The organism is Enterobacter sp. LM3 (assembly GCF_046622475.1).
GTDB classification, from domain to species: domain Bacteria; phylum Pseudomonadota; class Gammaproteobacteria; order Enterobacterales; family Enterobacteriaceae; genus Enterobacter; species Enterobacter cloacae_P.
In genome coordinates this window covers 226,178-241,957 of record NZ_JBJURN010000004.1, presented here as the reverse complement: position 1 = coordinate 241,957, position 15,780 = coordinate 226,178, and the positions used below count along the sequence as shown (strand labels likewise).

Annotated in this window: 15 protein-coding genes; 8 read left to right on the top strand and 7 right to left on the bottom strand. The window is 54.5% G+C overall.

Going from position 1 to position 15,780, the window contains the following annotated elements; genetic code table 11:
• Positions 1 to 95: 95 nt before the first annotated feature.
• From ACJ9N4_RS07200 to ACJ9N4_RS07185, 4 genes are all read left to right on the top strand, one after another.
• Positions 96 to 1,526 carry a 6-phospho-beta-glucosidase gene (locus ACJ9N4_RS07200; protein WP_182272250.1) on the top strand — a complete coding sequence of 477 codons (1,431 nt, stop codon included), beginning with the start codon at positions 96 to 98 and terminating at the stop codon, positions 1,524 to 1,526.
• A 173-nt stretch (positions 1,527 to 1,699) separates the two neighbouring features.
• The gene (gene upp, locus ACJ9N4_RS07195; protein ID WP_182272249.1) at positions 1,700 to 2,326 is read left to right on the top strand and encodes a uracil phosphoribosyltransferase; all 627 of its coding nucleotides are present in this window, start codon (positions 1,700 to 1,702) and stop codon (positions 2,324 to 2,326) included.
• A gap of 95 nt (positions 2,327 to 2,421) precedes the next feature.
• Complete coding sequence (gene uraA / locus ACJ9N4_RS07190) at positions 2,422 to 3,711, top strand: uracil permease (RefSeq protein ID WP_182918762.1); 1,290 nt, start codon at positions 2,422 to 2,424, stop codon at positions 3,709 to 3,711.
• Between the two features lie 220 nt (positions 3,712 to 3,931).
• Entirely contained in the window at positions 3,932 to 4,633 is a 702-nt protein-coding gene (locus ACJ9N4_RS07185) for a DnaA inactivator Hda (protein WP_220471161.1), read from the top strand.
• A gap of 101 nt (positions 4,634 to 4,734) precedes the next feature.
• Here ACJ9N4_RS07185 and ACJ9N4_RS07180 read toward each other — a convergent pair whose 3' ends face one another.
• The 3 genes from ACJ9N4_RS07180 to celB are packed head-to-tail and all read right to left on the bottom strand — an operon-like array spanning position 4,735 to position 8,438.
• Entirely contained in the window at positions 4,735 to 6,159 is a 1,425-nt protein-coding gene (locus ACJ9N4_RS07180) for a leucyl aminopeptidase family protein (protein WP_182918761.1), read from the bottom strand.
• Positions 6,156 to 7,115 carry a N(4)-(beta-N-acetylglucosaminyl)-L-asparaginase gene (locus ACJ9N4_RS07175; protein ID WP_182918760.1) on the bottom strand — a complete coding sequence of 320 codons (960 nt, stop codon included), beginning with the start codon at positions 7,113 to 7,115 and terminating at the stop codon, positions 6,156 to 6,158. Before ACJ9N4_RS07175 ends, ACJ9N4_RS07180 begins: the two co-directional genes overlap by 4 nt.
• A 3-nt stretch (positions 7,116 to 7,118) precedes the next feature.
• Positions 7,119 to 8,438, bottom strand: coding sequence for a PTS cellobiose transporter subunit IIC (celB, locus tag ACJ9N4_RS07170; protein ID WP_182918759.1), 1,320 nt, complete (start codon positions 8,436 to 8,438; stop codon positions 7,119 to 7,121).
• A gap of 147 nt (positions 8,439 to 8,585) precedes the next feature.
• On the opposite strand from celB, the gene ACJ9N4_RS07165 reads away from it, so the two are divergent.
• A complete protein-coding gene (locus ACJ9N4_RS07165) occupies positions 8,586 to 9,410 on the top strand; it encodes an XRE family transcriptional regulator (protein WP_182918758.1) in 825 nt (274 codons plus the stop codon).
• Here ACJ9N4_RS07165 and arsC read toward each other — a convergent pair.
• Both arsC and bepA read right to left on the bottom strand, forming a co-directional pair.
• Complete coding sequence (arsC, locus tag ACJ9N4_RS07160; protein ID WP_182918757.1) at positions 9,407 to 9,763, bottom strand: arsenate reductase (glutaredoxin); 357 nt, start codon at positions 9,761 to 9,763, stop codon at positions 9,407 to 9,409. The genes ACJ9N4_RS07165 and arsC overlap by 4 nt on opposite strands.
• Positions 9,764 to 9,781: 18 nt before the next feature.
• Positions 9,782 to 11,245 (bottom strand): beta-barrel assembly-enhancing protease, encoded by a 1,464-nt coding sequence (gene bepA / locus ACJ9N4_RS07155; RefSeq protein ID WP_182918756.1) that lies wholly within the window; start codon positions 11,243 to 11,245, stop codon positions 9,782 to 9,784.
• A 220-nt stretch (positions 11,246 to 11,465) separates the two neighbouring features.
• Here bepA and ACJ9N4_RS07150 point away from each other — a divergent pair, with 220 nt between their 5' ends.
• On the top strand, positions 11,466 to 12,530 hold the full coding sequence (locus ACJ9N4_RS07150; protein WP_182272241.1) for an AI-2E family transporter: 1,065 nt from the start codon (positions 11,466 to 11,468) through the stop codon (positions 12,528 to 12,530).
• Positions 12,531 to 12,625: 95 nt separating this feature from the next.
• On the opposite strand, the gene bcp is transcribed toward ACJ9N4_RS07150, so the two are convergent.
• Positions 12,626 to 13,096: a thioredoxin-dependent thiol peroxidase gene (gene bcp, locus ACJ9N4_RS07145; RefSeq protein ID WP_182272240.1), complete on the bottom strand. Its 471-nt coding sequence runs from the start codon at positions 13,094 to 13,096 to the stop codon at positions 12,626 to 12,628.
• Complete coding sequence (locus ACJ9N4_RS07140) at positions 13,096 to 13,665, bottom strand: glycine cleavage system transcriptional repressor (protein ID WP_182272239.1); 570 nt, start codon at positions 13,663 to 13,665, stop codon at positions 13,096 to 13,098. Before ACJ9N4_RS07140 ends, bcp begins: the two co-directional genes overlap by 1 nt.
• 145 nt (positions 13,666 to 13,810) lie before the next feature.
• Between ACJ9N4_RS07140 and dapA the strand changes: the two genes are divergently transcribed.
• Together dapA and bamC are read left to right on the top strand one after the other, a co-directional pair.
• Complete coding sequence (gene dapA, locus ACJ9N4_RS07135) at positions 13,811 to 14,689, top strand: 4-hydroxy-tetrahydrodipicolinate synthase (protein WP_182272238.1); 879 nt, start codon at positions 13,811 to 13,813, stop codon at positions 14,687 to 14,689.
• Between the two features lie 16 nt (positions 14,690 to 14,705).
• The gene (gene bamC / locus ACJ9N4_RS07130; protein WP_182272237.1) at positions 14,706 to 15,740 is read left to right on the top strand and encodes an outer membrane protein assembly factor BamC; all 1,035 of its coding nucleotides are present in this window, start codon (positions 14,706 to 14,708) and stop codon (positions 15,738 to 15,740) included.
• Positions 15,741 to 15,780 lie beyond the last annotated feature (40 nt).

The following is a 15,780-nucleotide window of genomic DNA, read 5'->3' as shown; positions in this document are numbered from 1 at the left end:
CTGCTTGCAACCCGGATCCGCTTTGCACATCATCGAACTGAAACCGGTTTCTGTAACTGTTTTTGCAGAAAATAACGCAGAATGAGGGAAAGAGAATGCCAGGATTTAAAGAAGGTTTTCTGTGGGGTGGTGCTGTTGCGGCGCACCAGCTTGAAGGTGGCTGGAAAGAGGGGGGCAAGGGGGTTAGCGTCGCCGACGTCATGACTGCCGGAGCCCACGGCGTGCCGCGTGAAATTACCAACGGCGTACTGCAGGGGAAAAATTATCCTAACCATGAGGCCATCGACTTCTACCATCGCTATAAAGAAGACATCAGACTCTTTGCCGAAATGGGGTTCAAATGCTTCCGTACCTCTATCGCCTGGACGCGCATTTTCCCGAAAGGGGACGAGCTGGAGCCAAACGAAGCTGGCCTGAAGTTCTACGACGACCTGTTTGATGAATGCCTGAAGTACGGCATTGAGCCGGTTATCACCCTGTCGCACTTCGAGATGCCTTTCCACCTGGTGACCGAATACGGTGGCTGGCGTAACCGTAAGCTGATCGACTTCTTTGTCCGCTTCTCGAAAGTCGTTTTCCAGCGCTATCAGCACAAAGTGAAGTACTGGATGACCTTTAACGAGATCAATAACCAGGCGAACTTCCACGAAGACTTTGCGCCATTTACTAACTCCGGGCTGAAATACGAGCCGGGTGAAGACCGCGAACCGGTGATGTTCCAGGCGGCACATTATGAGCTGGTGGCGAGTGCCCTGGCGGTGAAGGCGGGGCGTGAGATTAACCCGTCGCTGCAGATTGGCTGCATGATTGCCATGTGCCCAATCTATCCGCTGACCTGCGCGCCGGACGATATGATGATGGCGATGAACGCGATGCATCGTCGCTACTGGTTTACCGACGTTCACGTGCGCGGCAAGTACCCGCAGCATCTGCTTAACTACTTTGCCCGTCGTGGGTTTGCTCTGGATATTACCGAAGAGGACAACGCCGCGCTGAAGCAGGGCTGTGTGGATTACATCGGTTTCAGTTATTACATGTCGTTCGCTACCAAAGCGACGGCGGATAACCCAACGCTGGACTACGACGAAAGCAAGAGCCTGGTTTCCAACCCGTATGTGCAGAAATCTGACTGGGGCTGGCAGATTGATCCGGTGGGTCTGCGCTACTCCCTGAACTGGTTCTGGGATCATTACCAGCTGCCGCTGTTTATTGTGGAGAACGGTTTTGGCGCTATCGACGTGCAGGAGCGCGACGGTACGGTGAACGATCAGTACCGTATCGACTACCTCGCTGCGCACATCAGCGAGATGAAAAAAGCCGTCGTAGAAGATGGCGTTGACCTGATGGGGTATACCCCGTGGGGTTGTATTGACCTCGTTTCTGCCGGAACCGGCGAAATGAAAAAACGCTACGGCTTTATCTTTGTTGATAAAGATAACGAAGGAAATGGCACGCTGAACCGCAGTAAGAAGAAGTCGTTTGACTGGTATCAGAAGGTGATTTCGACGAACGGTGATAATCTTTAATCAGCGCCACTGGGCAAAATCTTGTATCGCAGCCGGAGCTTCCCTCCGGCTTTTTTTGTCTCTTAACCACTTTGCTTGATGTACGTCAAGCAAGTTGGGTATGGCGTAATCCGAAAAAAGCGGTATAATCCGGCGATTTTTTTTGTGGCTGCCACCCCCGAAGGAGAAAAAGTATGAAGATTGTTGAAGTGAAACACCCGCTGGTAAAACACAAGCTGGGCCTGATGCGTGAGCATGACATCAGCACGAAACGTTTTCGCGAACTGGCCTCTGAAGTTGGCAGCTTACTGACTTATGAAGCGACCTCTGATCTGGAAACGGAAAAAGTGACCATCGAAGGCTGGAACGGCCCGGTACAGGTTGAGCAGATCAAGGGTAAGAAAATTACCGTTGTGCCAATCCTGCGTGCTGGCCTCGGCATGATGGAAGGGGTGCTGGAGCACGTGCCTAGCGCGCGTATCAGCGTGGTCGGTATCTACCGTAACGAAGAAACTCTGGAGCCGGTTCCTTACTTCCAGAAGCTGGTGTCTAACATTGACGAGCGCATGGCGCTGGTGGTTGACCCGATGCTGGCAACCGGTGGTTCCATGATTGCCACCATCGACCTGCTGAAAAAAGCGGGCTGCAGCAGCATTAAGGTGCTGGTTCTGGTCGCTGCACCGGAAGGGCTCGCGGCGCTGGAAAAAGCACACCCGGACGTTGAGCTGTATACCGCGTCTATCGACCAGGGGCTGAACGAGCACGGGTACATTATCCCGGGGCTTGGTGATGCCGGCGATAAGATTTTTGGTACTAAATAATCGAATAACAAATGAAAAGCCGACTTTGATAGTCGGCTTTTTTTTGAATAAAACGACCCAACCGCTAACAACAAACAACACGTGAGGAAAACACTATGACGCGCCGTGCTATCGGGGTGAGTGAAAGACCGCCGCTTTTACAGACAATCCCGCTTAGTTTGCAGCACCTGTTCGCCATGTTTGGCGCAACCGTGCTGGTGCCAATCCTGTTTCACATTAACCCGGCTACTGTTCTGCTGTTTAATGGCGTCGGTACGCTGCTTTACCTCTTCATCTGTAAAGGTAAAATCCCGGCATATCTGGGGTCGAGCTTTGCTTTTATCTCTCCGGTTTTACTGTTGCTGCCGTTGGGTTATGAAGTCGCACTGGGCGGCTTTATCATGTGTGGTGTGCTGTTCTGTCTGGTTTCTTTCATTGTGAAGAAAGCCGGTACGGGCTGGCTGGACGTGATGTTCCCGCCTGCGGCAATGGGCGCAATCGTTGCCGTCATTGGTCTCGAACTGGCGGGTGTGGCGGCGAACATGGCCGGTCTGTTGCCTGCTGACGGTCAGTCACCGGACTCCAAAACCATTATCATCTCGCTGGTCACGCTGGGTGTGACGGTATTTGGTTCCGTGCTGTTCCGTGGTTTTATGGCGATTATCCCGATCCTGATCGGCGTGCTGGCGGGCTATGCGCTCTCCTTTGTAATGGGTGTCGTCGATACCACCCCAATAGCTCAGGCACACTGGTTCGCGCTGCCAACCTTCTACACTCCTCGCTTCGAATGGTTTGCTATCTTCACCATTCTGCCCGCTGCGCTGGTGGTCATTGCTGAACACGTGGGCCACCTGGTGGTCACGGCGAACATTGTGAAACGCGACCTGATCCGCGACCCGGGTCTGCACCGTTCCATGTTTGCTAATGGCCTGTCTACTATTATCTCCGGCTTCTTTGGCTCTACGCCAAACACCACCTATGGTGAGAATATCGGCGTAATGGCGATTACCCGCGTCTACAGTACCTGGGTTATTGGTGGCGCAGCTATTATTGCTATCCTGCTCTCTTGCGTTGGCAAGCTGGCAGCGGCTATCCAGATTATCCCGGTACCGGTGATGGGCGGTGTCTCTCTGCTGCTGTACGGGGTAATCGGTGCTTCCGGTATCCGCGTGCTGATCGAGTCCAAAGTGGATTACAGCAAAGCGCAAAACCTGATCCTGACCTCCGTTATCCTGATCATCGGCGTGAGCGGTGCGAAGGTACACATCGGTGCGGCAGAGCTGAAAGGGATGGCGCTGGCAACCATCGTGGGTGTGGCCCTGAGCCTGATCTTCAAGCTGATCTCCGTTCTGCGCCCGGAAGAAGTGGTGCTGGATGCTGACGACAGCGAAAAAGCATCACATTGATCGTATATGCACAAAATCTTTCAAGTTGCATCAAGGCGGCAAGCCTGAGGATCCCCAGGCGCTTACTCAAGTAAGTGACTGGGGTGAGCAGACGCTACCTTTGCCTCGGTAGCCTGAAGGATGACGTGTAAAACCGGGCGGACGATCCGCCCGGTTCTCACCTTGCAGGTTCCGTGCTAAACTCGTTGCCGATTTTATGTAAGATCTGGTTGAGGTACTTCTGAACGGACCGGCACAGCTTTCTCTGCCACTCTATTTACCTGACGATGAAACTTTCGCGAGTTTCTGGCCGGGTGATAACCCCTCTTTACTGGCTGCACTGCAAAACGTGCTGCGCCAGGAACACAGCGGATACATCTATATCTGGTCACGCGAAGGCGCGGGGCGCAGCCACCTGTTGCATGCCGCCTGTGCAGAACTTTCTGCGCGGGGTGATGCAGTAGGCTATGTGCCGCTGGATAAACGTACCTGGTTTGTGCCTGAAGTGCTGGAGGGAATGGAACATCTCTCACTGGTCTGCATCGATAATATCGAATGTATGGCGGGGGATGAACCGTGGGAAATGGCGATCTTCAACCTCTATAACCGTATTCTGGAATCGGGGAAAACCCGGTTGCTGATCACCGGCGATCGTCCGCCGCGCCAGCTCAATCTGGGGTTGCCGGATCTGGCTTCTCGTCTGGACTGGGGGCAAATTTATAAGCTGCAACCGCTGTCTGATGAAGACAAACTTCAGGCGCTACAGCTGCGGGCAAGACTGCGCGGGTTTGAACTGCCGGAAGACGTGGGGCGTTTCCTGCTGAAGCGTCTTGACCGGGAAATGCGCACGCTGTTTGATACGCTTGACCAACTCGATCGCGCCTCTATTACCGCCCAGCGTAAGCTGACCATTCCGTTTGTGAAAGACATTCTGAAGCTTTGATGTGCCTTTCTCCCTCAGCTTTTTGGGGGAGGGCCGGGGTGAGGGTACCCGCGTGCGCATAACCGTAGGCCGGGTAAGCGCAGCGCCACCCGGCAAAAAACTCAGGCAATATCCCCCAGTAAGTGCTCAATCAGCAGTGGAATCGGCCTGCCTGATGCCACGCTTCTGCCACTCTCGCGCCACAATGCCGTCCCGCTAATATCCAGATGCGCCCACGGAATGTCTGGTGGGCAGAAATGGTGGAGCAGCCAGGCCGCCGACGCGCTGATTGCCGCATTATTGGTCGGCGTGTTGCACAAATCGGCGATGGCGCTGTCGGTCTGCTTTTTTAGCCGTGCATCCAGTGGCAGGGACCACACTTCATCACCGCTCTGTTGACCTGCCGATGTTAGCGCCTGACGTAACGGTTCATCCTGCGTCATCAATCCGCTCAGCTCATACCCCAGCGCTTTCACTACTGCACCTGTCAGGGTCGCCATATCAATAATAAAATGTGCATCCGGGTGACGCTGACTGGCCCAGGCAATGGCGTCCGCCAGCACCAGTCGCCCTTCGGCATCAGTATTGTTGATTTCTACCGTCAGGCCGTTACAGGCGCGAGCAACCGTTCCCGGCTGCATGGCATCCGGCCCGATGGCATTTTCCGCCAGCGCCAGCACGCCCATTATGCGAACGGGCAGGCCCAGCTCTGCGACGGTAAGCATCAGCCCCAGCACGTTTGCCGCACCACACATGTCATATTTCATGGTGTACATGCCCGCACCCTCTTTCAGCCACAGACCGCCGGTATCAAAGGTAATGCCTTTGCCTACATAGCAGCGCACCGGGCCGTCATCCACGCCGTTGTAGTGAATGGCCAGCAGCCGCGGCGGGCTGGAGGCCCCTTTGCCAACGGCATGCAGTAACCCTAACCCCTGCGCGACGATCTGCTTCTCATCGAGGATTTCACATTGCAGAGCAGGGAAGGCTCCGCACAATTTTTTCGCCTCTTCCACCACAAACTGTGGAGTACACCGATCGGAAGGTGTATCTGCCAGACGCCGTGCGGCGACCATGCCACGGGCAATAACCTGCTGCTGGTGGAAGATTGTTTCCAGCTTTTGTTGCTGTTCCGGGCGGCAAAGGGCGGTAATGTGGCGCAGGCGCACTGCCGTTTCATCGCTTTTCTTTAGCTGCAGATCGCTGAGCCTGTGCGCCTGATTAAAGAGAAAACGCAGCACCTGTGTCAGAACAACGTCGTCGATTTCTGTGGCATCCAGCACGACGTTCGCACTCACGGGTGAGGCAAGCAGCGGACGCAGCGCGGTCAGTAAACCTTCGGTCAGGCTGTCCTGCCAGAGCGTATCCGGCAGCAGCGTGACTCGGGCAAAGGGGGCGCAGCCGAACCGGGTATCGGCGACGGTTTTCTGCTCCCGCATTTCAGCAATGAGTGCCGTCTCCGGCAGCAACGTGCTGGTGGTGCGGGCAATTAAATGACTTTGCGGTTGAGCATCTGAAAGTGTCGTGATGAGTTGCCAGGTAATCATGATTGTTCCTCAATCGGCGCGCGGATACGCTCGGCATAGGCCTGCATCCATTCATCATCGACGGCCTGATAATGGGTCTTCTCGCGCTGGCGCTCGGTGCGAAATACGGTGAGTGGCTGACGGGCCGTGGCTACCACAAACGAAAAGGTTTTGATGTTAGTCGCCGCCCCGAATTCGCCTTTGTTGTTCATGCATACCACCGAGAGATCGCCCGCGCGGCCAAAACGTGACATCAGCTTGTCTTCCAGTTCAAACACTACCGAGTCTGCTGCCTGCTGCGGTGACATGCCCTGAGCCATGCGGCGGACGATTTCGTAGCTGGTGCAGCCTTTCATCAGGTCTTCGCCAACGCCAGTGGCGGTGGCGGCACCGGTTTCGCTGTCGCAGTAAAACCCGGAGCCAATAATCGGTGAGTCGCCAATACGACCACGTTTTTTCATAAACAGGCCGCTGGTGGAGGTCGCCACGCTCATCGACCCCTGCTTGTCGAGGCCAATAATCCCGACCGTGTCGTGGCCATCGTACGGGCTTAAACCTTTATCCAGCGTTTCACGGCAGCGCTTGCGGTAATGTTGCATTGCGCGGTCGGTCAGCATGGTTTTGTCGGTAAAGCCCTGGCTCAGCGCCCATTCGCGTGCGCCCTGGCCAACCAGCAGGCTGTTATAGCGCTGGCGACTCAGCGCGTGGGCCACACGTACCGGGTTGGCAATATCCACCAGGTTGCCCACGGCACCAAAAGCCAGCGTGTCGCCATCCATGTAAGCTGCGTCCAGTTCGACTTCGCCATTCTCGGTAGGCAGCCCGCCGTAGCCGACGGATTTATAAAACGGGAAGTCCTCTACGGTAGCAACGGCATCGACCACTGCGGCGGCGACCGGTTTCCCCGCAGCCAGCGCAGACGCAGACTCTGTGACTCCCTCCAGCGCCATTCGCCAGGTTGCGATAATTCCCCACATGCTTTACTCCTGTTTTGCAAGTGTCGTGTCGGTTTGCGTAACGGTGGCAATTTCCGCTGCGCGGTATTGTTTATCCACAATACGCATGAAAGGCAGGTACAGCATGGCACCAATCAGCAGATTGATAAGCTGCATGACGCTGCCGCTAAGATGTCCCGTGACGATAAAGCCGCTGATGACAGGCGGCAGCGTCCAGGGGATAAAGACCCCGGTTGTGACGGCGACCGCACCAATTTTCATGGCGGCATATTGCACGGTGACCAGCACCAGCGGTACCAGGTTGAACGGGATGAGCATGATCGGGTTCATGATCACCGGCAGGCCAAACAGAATCGGTTCGTTGATGTTGAACACCGAAGCACCCGCACCCAGCCGCGCCACTTCACGCATGTTTTTACTGCGGGCAAAAATCAGCATCGCAATCACCAGCGACAGCGTTGCGCCCGCGCCGCCCATCCAGATCATGTCAAAAAACTGTTCGGTAATAATATGTGGCGGCGTGATACCGGCCTGAATGGCGGCAATATTGTCGGTCTGGTTCTCCATCCACAGCGGACGGATAATGCCGTTGATCATCGAACCGGAGTTAATACCCACTGACCACAGAATGGTGATGCTGAACACGGTCATCAGCGCGCCAAAGTAAGAGGTGCCGTAGTGGCGTACCGGCGTGGCGACCACTTCGTAAATAAATTGATGAATGGTGTTGTAGTGGGTGTTTTCAAAGACGATACGAATACCCAGCACCAGAATCATCACCAGCAGGGCAGGGATCAGTGCGGCGAAAGACTCCTGCACTGCAGGCGGTACACCGTCAGGCATTTTGATGACCAGATTCTTGCGCTTCAGCCAGCAGAACAGCTCCGTCCACAGTAGCGAACCGATCATGGCGACGAACAGTCCTTTACTGCCAATCCACTCTACGGGTATCACGGTAATGCCGCCGTTTTCGGCCACTTTGATAAACGGGGTCAGGATCAGAAACGCGACCAGCGCCAGAATGCCGCAGGAGATGCGGTCTTCCCCATAGTGTTCCGCCAGGCGGAACGCCACCAGGAAACTAATGAACAGAGACATGGTCGAGAACACCGCATTGAACGGAATTTCTATAATGGCGCTCCAGCTTTCACCAAAGGCCTGAGACATAAAGTGCTGATAGGTTTGGTTCGGGAAGGAGGAGATCACCAGCAGAATGGAGCCGACGATGATAAACGGCATGAATGAGACGTAGGCTCCGCGAATGGCACACAGATGGCGCTGCTGCGCCGTTTTGGCCGCCAGCGGCATCAGTTTTGCTTCAAGAAATCCCAGAACATTGTTCATTGTGAACTCCGTACAAGATTGAGTGGTGTTGTTTATGTTATGTCTGTGGATTATCAGTGAAGCGTGGCGAGCGAAAGGTGAAATCGGTCACAAAGCATTCGCCCGTTTAATATAAATCTCACAAGATTAGTTAATGGGATCATTGCGATGGAAATCAAACTGCATGCCAATGCCACCACCACGCCACGGATCCGGCGCTACCTCCAGCAGTCTGATAAAAGCGACAGAGAGCTGGCTATCGAACTTGGGATCTCCGTTACTACCGTCCGGCGCTGGCGCAACCGTGACCAGGTTTCGGATAACCAGACCACGCCAAAAGTGATACACAAAGCAATGAGACAAGAGCAGGTGGTTCTGGTGAATGTCCTGCGTGAGGCCATCGGTGCGCCGCTGGATGAGCTGTTGCTTCTGGTTAATGAAGGGCTGGGGATCGCCGTTTCCCGGGCGACCCTGAACCGCTATCTCAGACCCGCGCCTGCGAAACAAAAGGCGGTGCCATTGCAGGGGAAAAAGGCGCTGAAGGCAGGCGTCGTGCCGCATCAACTGGTGATGCACCATCTGCCGCTGTCGTTGCATATGGAGGATGGTGGAGAGCAACATCTGCTGTGGGCGCGTGAACCGGTGAGCGGCTGGTGCTACGCCCGACTCTATGCGGGGTTATCGCCTCAGTTGCTGGTTAACTGGACGCGTGAGCTGCTTGATGTCTGTCCGGCCTGTATACAATCTCTTGAGACTTTTGGTTTTGAGGTGGTATTGCCGGAGCGGAATATCGCTGTAAAAGCGCATCCGCAAAAACACAAAGCCGTTCAGGTGACCCTTCCGTTAGGGGAGATCATTCCGCGCGTGCAGCGTGAACCTGTTGGAAGGGTGCTGATCGAAATGTGTGAATTTTACAACCGGGGAAAAGCGCAGAAAAAACTGGGAGAGAGTACGCCGCAGGCCTTTCTTGAAGCGCTGCGGCGTCAGGATTAGAGGATCTCGAGTACGTCTTCCGGTGGCCGCCCGATGCGGGCCTGGCCATTTGCCACCACGATTGGACGTTCAATCAGCTTCGGATTTTCGACCATCGCCTGGATCAGCTCAGCCTCAGTGAGACGAGTGTCATCCAGGCTGAGCGACTTATAAAGGTCTTCTTTCTGGCGCATCAAGGCTCTTGCACTGCCCATGCCCAGCATGTGCAGCAGCTGGCGAAGGGTTTGTGCGTCTGGCGGAGTCTCCAGGTACAACACCACTTCCGGGTCAACACCGTTAGCCTTCAACAGGCTGAGGGTGTCACGGCTCTTGGAGCAGCGAGGGTTGTGATAAATTTTTACCGCGTCTGTCATGTCCTGAATTCTCCTGTATTACATCTTCGCGTACGGCTTGAAGCGCTGTTGCAGATCGCGCAGCTGATCGATGCGCGCATCGTAACGGGCCTGTTGCAGGCTGCCGAGCTTGACCTGCGAGCTGGCGTTACTGAGCATGGAAATGGCCTGATCAAGACGGCCTACCAGCGCAAAGCCTTCAGCACGCGCAGCCAGCTCCTGATCGCGGTTACCGAGCTGCGCTTCGGCCTGGGCGAGCAAGTCCCAGCCGTTTTGATCGTCTTTATTGTTAAAGGTGTAGCGGTTCAGAATGGTCGCCGCTTCACCCGGCTGACCGCCCTGTAAGTAAGCATTCGCCAGGTTAAGCTGCAGTACCGGGTTGGTACGTACATCTTTTGCTCCCTTCAGGCGGTTAATCGCATCGGTGGTTTTTTTCTGTCCCAGATCGATATCGGTCGCGAGATCGAGATACCATGGGTTGCCCGGTTCGGCGGCCAGCAGTGGTTGCAGCATTTTACGTGCGTCATCGTATTTGCTGGCTCCCATCGCCTGTAGTGCCTGACCATACTGCGCGGCATTTTTCTCGCGCACGTTGCCTTTTGCCAGGGCATCCAGCAGGTCGCTGGTGAGCTGGTTTCGCCCGGAGTTGTACATACCCAGCGTTCTGACTTTCGCCATGTAGAAGTCTTGTGAAGACTGTACGACCACCGGACGCATCTGGTTGGCGCGGTTACGCGCGTCCGACAGGCGGCTTTCTGGCAGCGGGTGAGTCAGCAGAATTTCAGGAGGACGCGTGGAATAGCGCGCCTGATCGAGCAGTTTTTCCAGGAAGGTTGGCATGGCCTGGGGATCAAAACCCGCACGCTGCAATACCTGAATCCCGATACGGTCTGCTTCCTGTTCGTTTTGCTGGGTGAAGCTGATCATCCCCTGACGCGTTCCCGCCAGCGTACCGGTTAACGCTGCCATCCCGGCCTGCGGGCTGGCCATGGCCAGCAGAATAGAACCCAGCGCGCCGACCCAGGTCAGCGGGGCGTTACGTTTCTGGTCTTCCATTGCACGCGCCAGATGGCGCTGGGTGACGTGTGAAATTTCGTGCGCCATGACCGAAGCCAGCTGGCTTTCGTTATCAGAGTAACGGAATAACGCCGAATGCAGCACCACGTTACCGCCAAAGAAGGCGAAGGCGTTGATTTCGTCGTTATTAATTAAATAGAAGTGGAAGGGGGTTTTGACTGAATTGGCATGTGCAACCAGGCGCATCCCCAGACCGTTGATGTACTGTACCAGTAAAGGGTCATTAATCAGTGGGGCGCTGCCGCGAAGCTGGCGGACATAGTAATCACCCATTTGCATCTCCTGCCCAATGGAGAGCGTGCTTGCTGCTGAGGTGCCCATATCCGGCAATGAATCGGCCGAGTCAGCGAAAGCTGGCAACACCTGACCGACCGTCAGTGCGGCAATCAGTGTCGCAACCAGTGTTTTTCTCAACTGCCTGAACATAACCACTGTCCTGTATTTTGGATGTGCTAATTTGACCGATGAACCGGCATATCGTTCATCTCCACTGCCCTGCGAGTGTAGCCGTGTTGAAGCATGAAGAAAATCCCATTCATCAGGGTTTTGCAATTCGTGACAGTGCGTCAAAAAGGAAAGTCTTTTTTGTGGCAGTTAGATACAATTCACATTCTCACTCCCGCCATCCGATTCAGGGAAGGGTTGTATGCTCGAAATGTTAATGCAGTGGTATCGGCGTCGGTTTAGTGACCCGGAAGCCATTGCTTTGCTGGTTATCCTGGTTGCCGGGTTCGGTATTCTGTTCTTCTTTAGTGGTCTTCTGGCTCCGCTGCTGGTGGCGATTGTACTGGCGTACCTGCTGGAGTGGCCAACGGCGCGCCTGGAAAATATCGGCTGTTCGCGCCGCTGGGCGACCAGTATCGTGCTGGTACTGTTTGTCGGCATATTGCTGCTGATGTCATTTGTGGTAATGCCTGTTGCCTGGCAGCAGGGGATCAACCTTATCCGCGATATGCCCGGTATGTTGAATAAGCTTTCTGATTTCGCCGCCACGCTGCCGCGTCGTTATCCTGCGCTGATGGATGCCGGGATTATTGATGCGATGGCGGAAAACATGCGTGCCCGCATCATGACGATGGGGGATTCGGTGGTGAAGTACTCTCTGGCGTCGCTGGTGGGGCTGCTCACTCTGGCTGTATACCTTGTGCTCGTTCCGTTAATGGTTTTCTTCCTGGTCAAAGATAAGGACCAGATGCTGAATGCCGTTCGCCGTATTCTGCCGCGCAACCGTGGTCTGGCCGGGCAGGTCTGGGAGGAGATGAACCAACAAATCACCAACTACATTCGCGGCAAGGTACTGGAGATGATTGTCGTGGGCGTCGCGACCTGGATTGGATTCCTGATCTTTGGTCTGAACTACTCCTTGCTGTTAGCCGTGCTGGTGGGGTTTTCAGTACTGATTCCGTACATCGGTGCGTTTGTGGTGACTATCCCGGTGGTGGGTGTCGCGCTGTTCCAGTTTGGCCTGGGTACCGAGTTCTGGAGTTGCTTCGCGGTGTACCTGATCATTCAGGGGCTGGATGGAAACCTGCTGGTGCCGGTGCTGTTCTCGGAAGCGGTGAACCTGCATCCGCTGGTGATTATTTTATCCGTGGTGATTTTCGGTGGTCTGTGGGGATTCTGGGGCGTGTTCTTTGCTATTCCGCTGGCAACGCTGATTAAAGCCGTAGTCCATGCGTGGCCGGATGCGCCTGCGGTTGACAAAACGTAGAGATAGTGGGGCCTGATACCCTCGCCCCAACCCTCTCCGACGGGAGAGGGCGTAAACACTAAAAACGGCAACCGGGGTTACCGTTTTACTGTTTATCAGGCGCTCGCTTTCAGCCAGTTCAACACCACGTCGTGGTGATTGCTGGTTTTGAAGTCATCGAACACGTGTTCAACTTTACCGTCGGCATCAATCAGGAAGCTGATGCGGTGAATACCGTCGTAAGTTTTGCCCATAAAGGACTTCTCACCCCAGACGCCAAACTGCTCGCATGTCTGGTGGTCTTCGTCGGAAAGCAGCGTGAAGTTCAGCAGCTCTTTTTCCGCAAAACGTGACAGCTTCTCTGGTTTATCGGTGCTGATGCCCAGCACTTCCACGCCGACTTTTTTCAACTCATCCATGTTGTCGCGTAACCCACAAGCCTGCACGGTACAGCCAGGCGTCATGGCTTTCGGGTAAAAATAGACCAGAACACGCTGTCCCTGGAAGTCGGTCAAATTTACTTGCTCACCGTCTTGATCCGGTAAGCTAAATTTCGGTGCGATGTCACCGGCTTTCAGTGGATTCATTACTCAACTCCATCCTGTTCATGCTGCGAATAATTGACGACGCTTATACTGCCTTGCGCGTTTAACTCTGTACAGAGGGCTTTGAACGCTTGCTCGATATTTGACGCATCCTGCGAGGCAGGGCTATGCGCGGTAATTTGAATAAAGAGCGTGGGAACGGCACTGTCATCCCCTGGCTGTGTGCGGGAGACCAGTTCAGCAATGTTCATCTGATGGCTGTCAAAAAGCGCTGTAAAACGTTCAATCAGATGCGGTGAATCAGGGACTTCAACCTGCACCCAGACGGTTGCAGGCATTGCCGGACGTGGACGTGCGGTGGTGCGTTTCATCACGATCAGCAAATCCAGCTCTGCGCCTTTGAGCGGCAGGGTCGATTCGATAAGCGTAATGGCATTCCATGTCCCGGAAAGCAGCATAATAAATGTGAACTCTTCGCCCAGCATCGCCAGACGACTGTCTTCGATATTACAGCCGCAGCTGCTTACGTGGCGGGTGATGGTATTCACTATCCCCGGCCTGTCAGCACCCAGCGCAGTGATAACCAGGTAATGTTGTGATGAGGTTGTCAAACCCGTTCTTCCTTTGCTTGGTTAAGTCTTCCTAAGGAAAGCATAAAAAAAACATGCATACAACCGCCTGAAGGCCTCAGGTCGCTTGCTTTTATTACAGTTCCAAACGTACCATTGAGACTCTTGTTCGCACAGAGGATGGCCCATGTTCACGGGAAGTATTGTCGCGCTTGTTACACCGATGGATGAAAAAGGTAATGTCTGCCGGTCAAGCATGAAGAAGCTCATTGATTACCATGTCGCCAATGGAACCTCGGCGATCGTTTCGGTAGGGACTACCGGTGAATCTGCAACGCTGAGCCACGAAGAGCACGGCGATGTGGTTATGCTGACCCTTGAACTGGCTGATGGGCGTATTCCGGTCATCGCAGGTACGGGAGCCAATGCAACCGCAGAGGCAATTAGCCTGACCAAACGTTTTAACGACAGTGGCATCGTGGGTTGTCTGACGGTGACACCATACTACAACCGTCCTACTCAGGAAGGTTTGTTCCAGCATTTCAGCGCCATCGCTGAACATACTGACTTGCCACAAATTCTGTATAATGTGCCGTCCCGTACTGGCTGCGATATGCTGCCGGAAACCGTTGGTCGTCTCGCGGAAGTAAAAAATATTATCGGGATTAAAGAGGCCACAGGGAACTTAAGCCGCGTTCATCAGATCAAAGAGCTGGTTTCAGATGACTTTATCCTGTTGAGCGGTGATGATGCGACCGCGCTGGACTTTATGCAGCTCGGTGGTCACGGCGTGATTTCCGTAACGGCGAACGTTGCGGCGCGTGATATGGCTGAAATGTGCAAGCTGGCGGCAGCGGGTCACTTTAATGAAGCTCGCGTGATCAATCATCGTCTGATGCCATTGCACAATAAATTATTTGTCGAACCCAATCCGATCCCAGTGAAATGGGCCTGTAAGGAGTTGGGACTTGTAGCAACCGATACGCTGCGTCTGCCAATGACACCGATTACCGACCACGGTCGTGAAATCGTCACTGCTGCGCTGAAGCATGCCGGTTTGCTGTAAAGTTTAGGGAGATTTGATGGCTTATTCAGTACAGAAGTCGCGCCTGGCGAAGGTTGCGAGTGTTTCGCTTGTTATGCTGCTCGCTGCCTGTAGTTCAGACTCGCGCTACAAGCGCCAGGTGAGCGGTGATGAATCCTATCTGGATGCGACACCGCTTGCTGAACTTCACGCACCGGCTGGCATGATCCTGCCGATTCAGAACGGCGATTATAATATCCCCGTGGCTAACGGCAGCGGTCTGGTTGGTAAAGCACTTGATATTCGTCCACCAGCTCAGCCCCTGGCTCTGGTGAACGGGGCGCGTACCCAGTTTACCGGTGATACGGCGTCTCTGATGGTTGAAAACAGTCGTAACAGTACGCTGTGGCCGCAGGTTGTTAGCGTTATTCAGTCGAAGAATTACACGATTGCAAAACGCGATGACGCCAGCCAGAGCTTAACCACCGACTGGGTTGAGTGGAACCGTCTGGATGAAGATCAGCAGTACCGTGGTCGTTATCAAGTCTCCGTTAAACCACAGGGTTATCAGCAGGCGGTTACCGTTAAGCTGTTAAACCTGGAGCAGGCGGGTAAACCGGTTGCTGACCCAGCCTCCATGCAGCGTTACAGCACCGAAATGCTGAACGTGATTGCCGCAGGTCTTGATAAGAACGCGACCGACGCGGCGAACTCTGCACAGGGCCGCAACGGTGTGACCTTCGATGTCCAGAGCGCTGCAGACGAAACCGGTCTGCCAATGCTGGTGGTACGTGCGCCGTTTAACCAGACCTGGCAGCGCCTGCCAGCGACGCTGGAAAAAGTGGGAATGAAAGTGACCGACAGCACGCGTTCAACGGGTAGCGTCACGGCAACATATAAACCGCTGTCTGACAGCGCATGGCAGGAACTGGGTGCGCATGATCCGCAACTGGCCTCCGGCGACTACAAGATTCAGGTAGGCGACCTCGATAACCGCAGTAGCCTGCAGTTTATCGATCCGAAAGGTCATACGCTGACCCAGTCGCAGAACGATGCGCTGGTCGCGGTCTTCCAGGCTGCATTCAGCAAATAAATATGAGGGCTGGTTAATCCAGCCCTTTTTATTTTAGTGC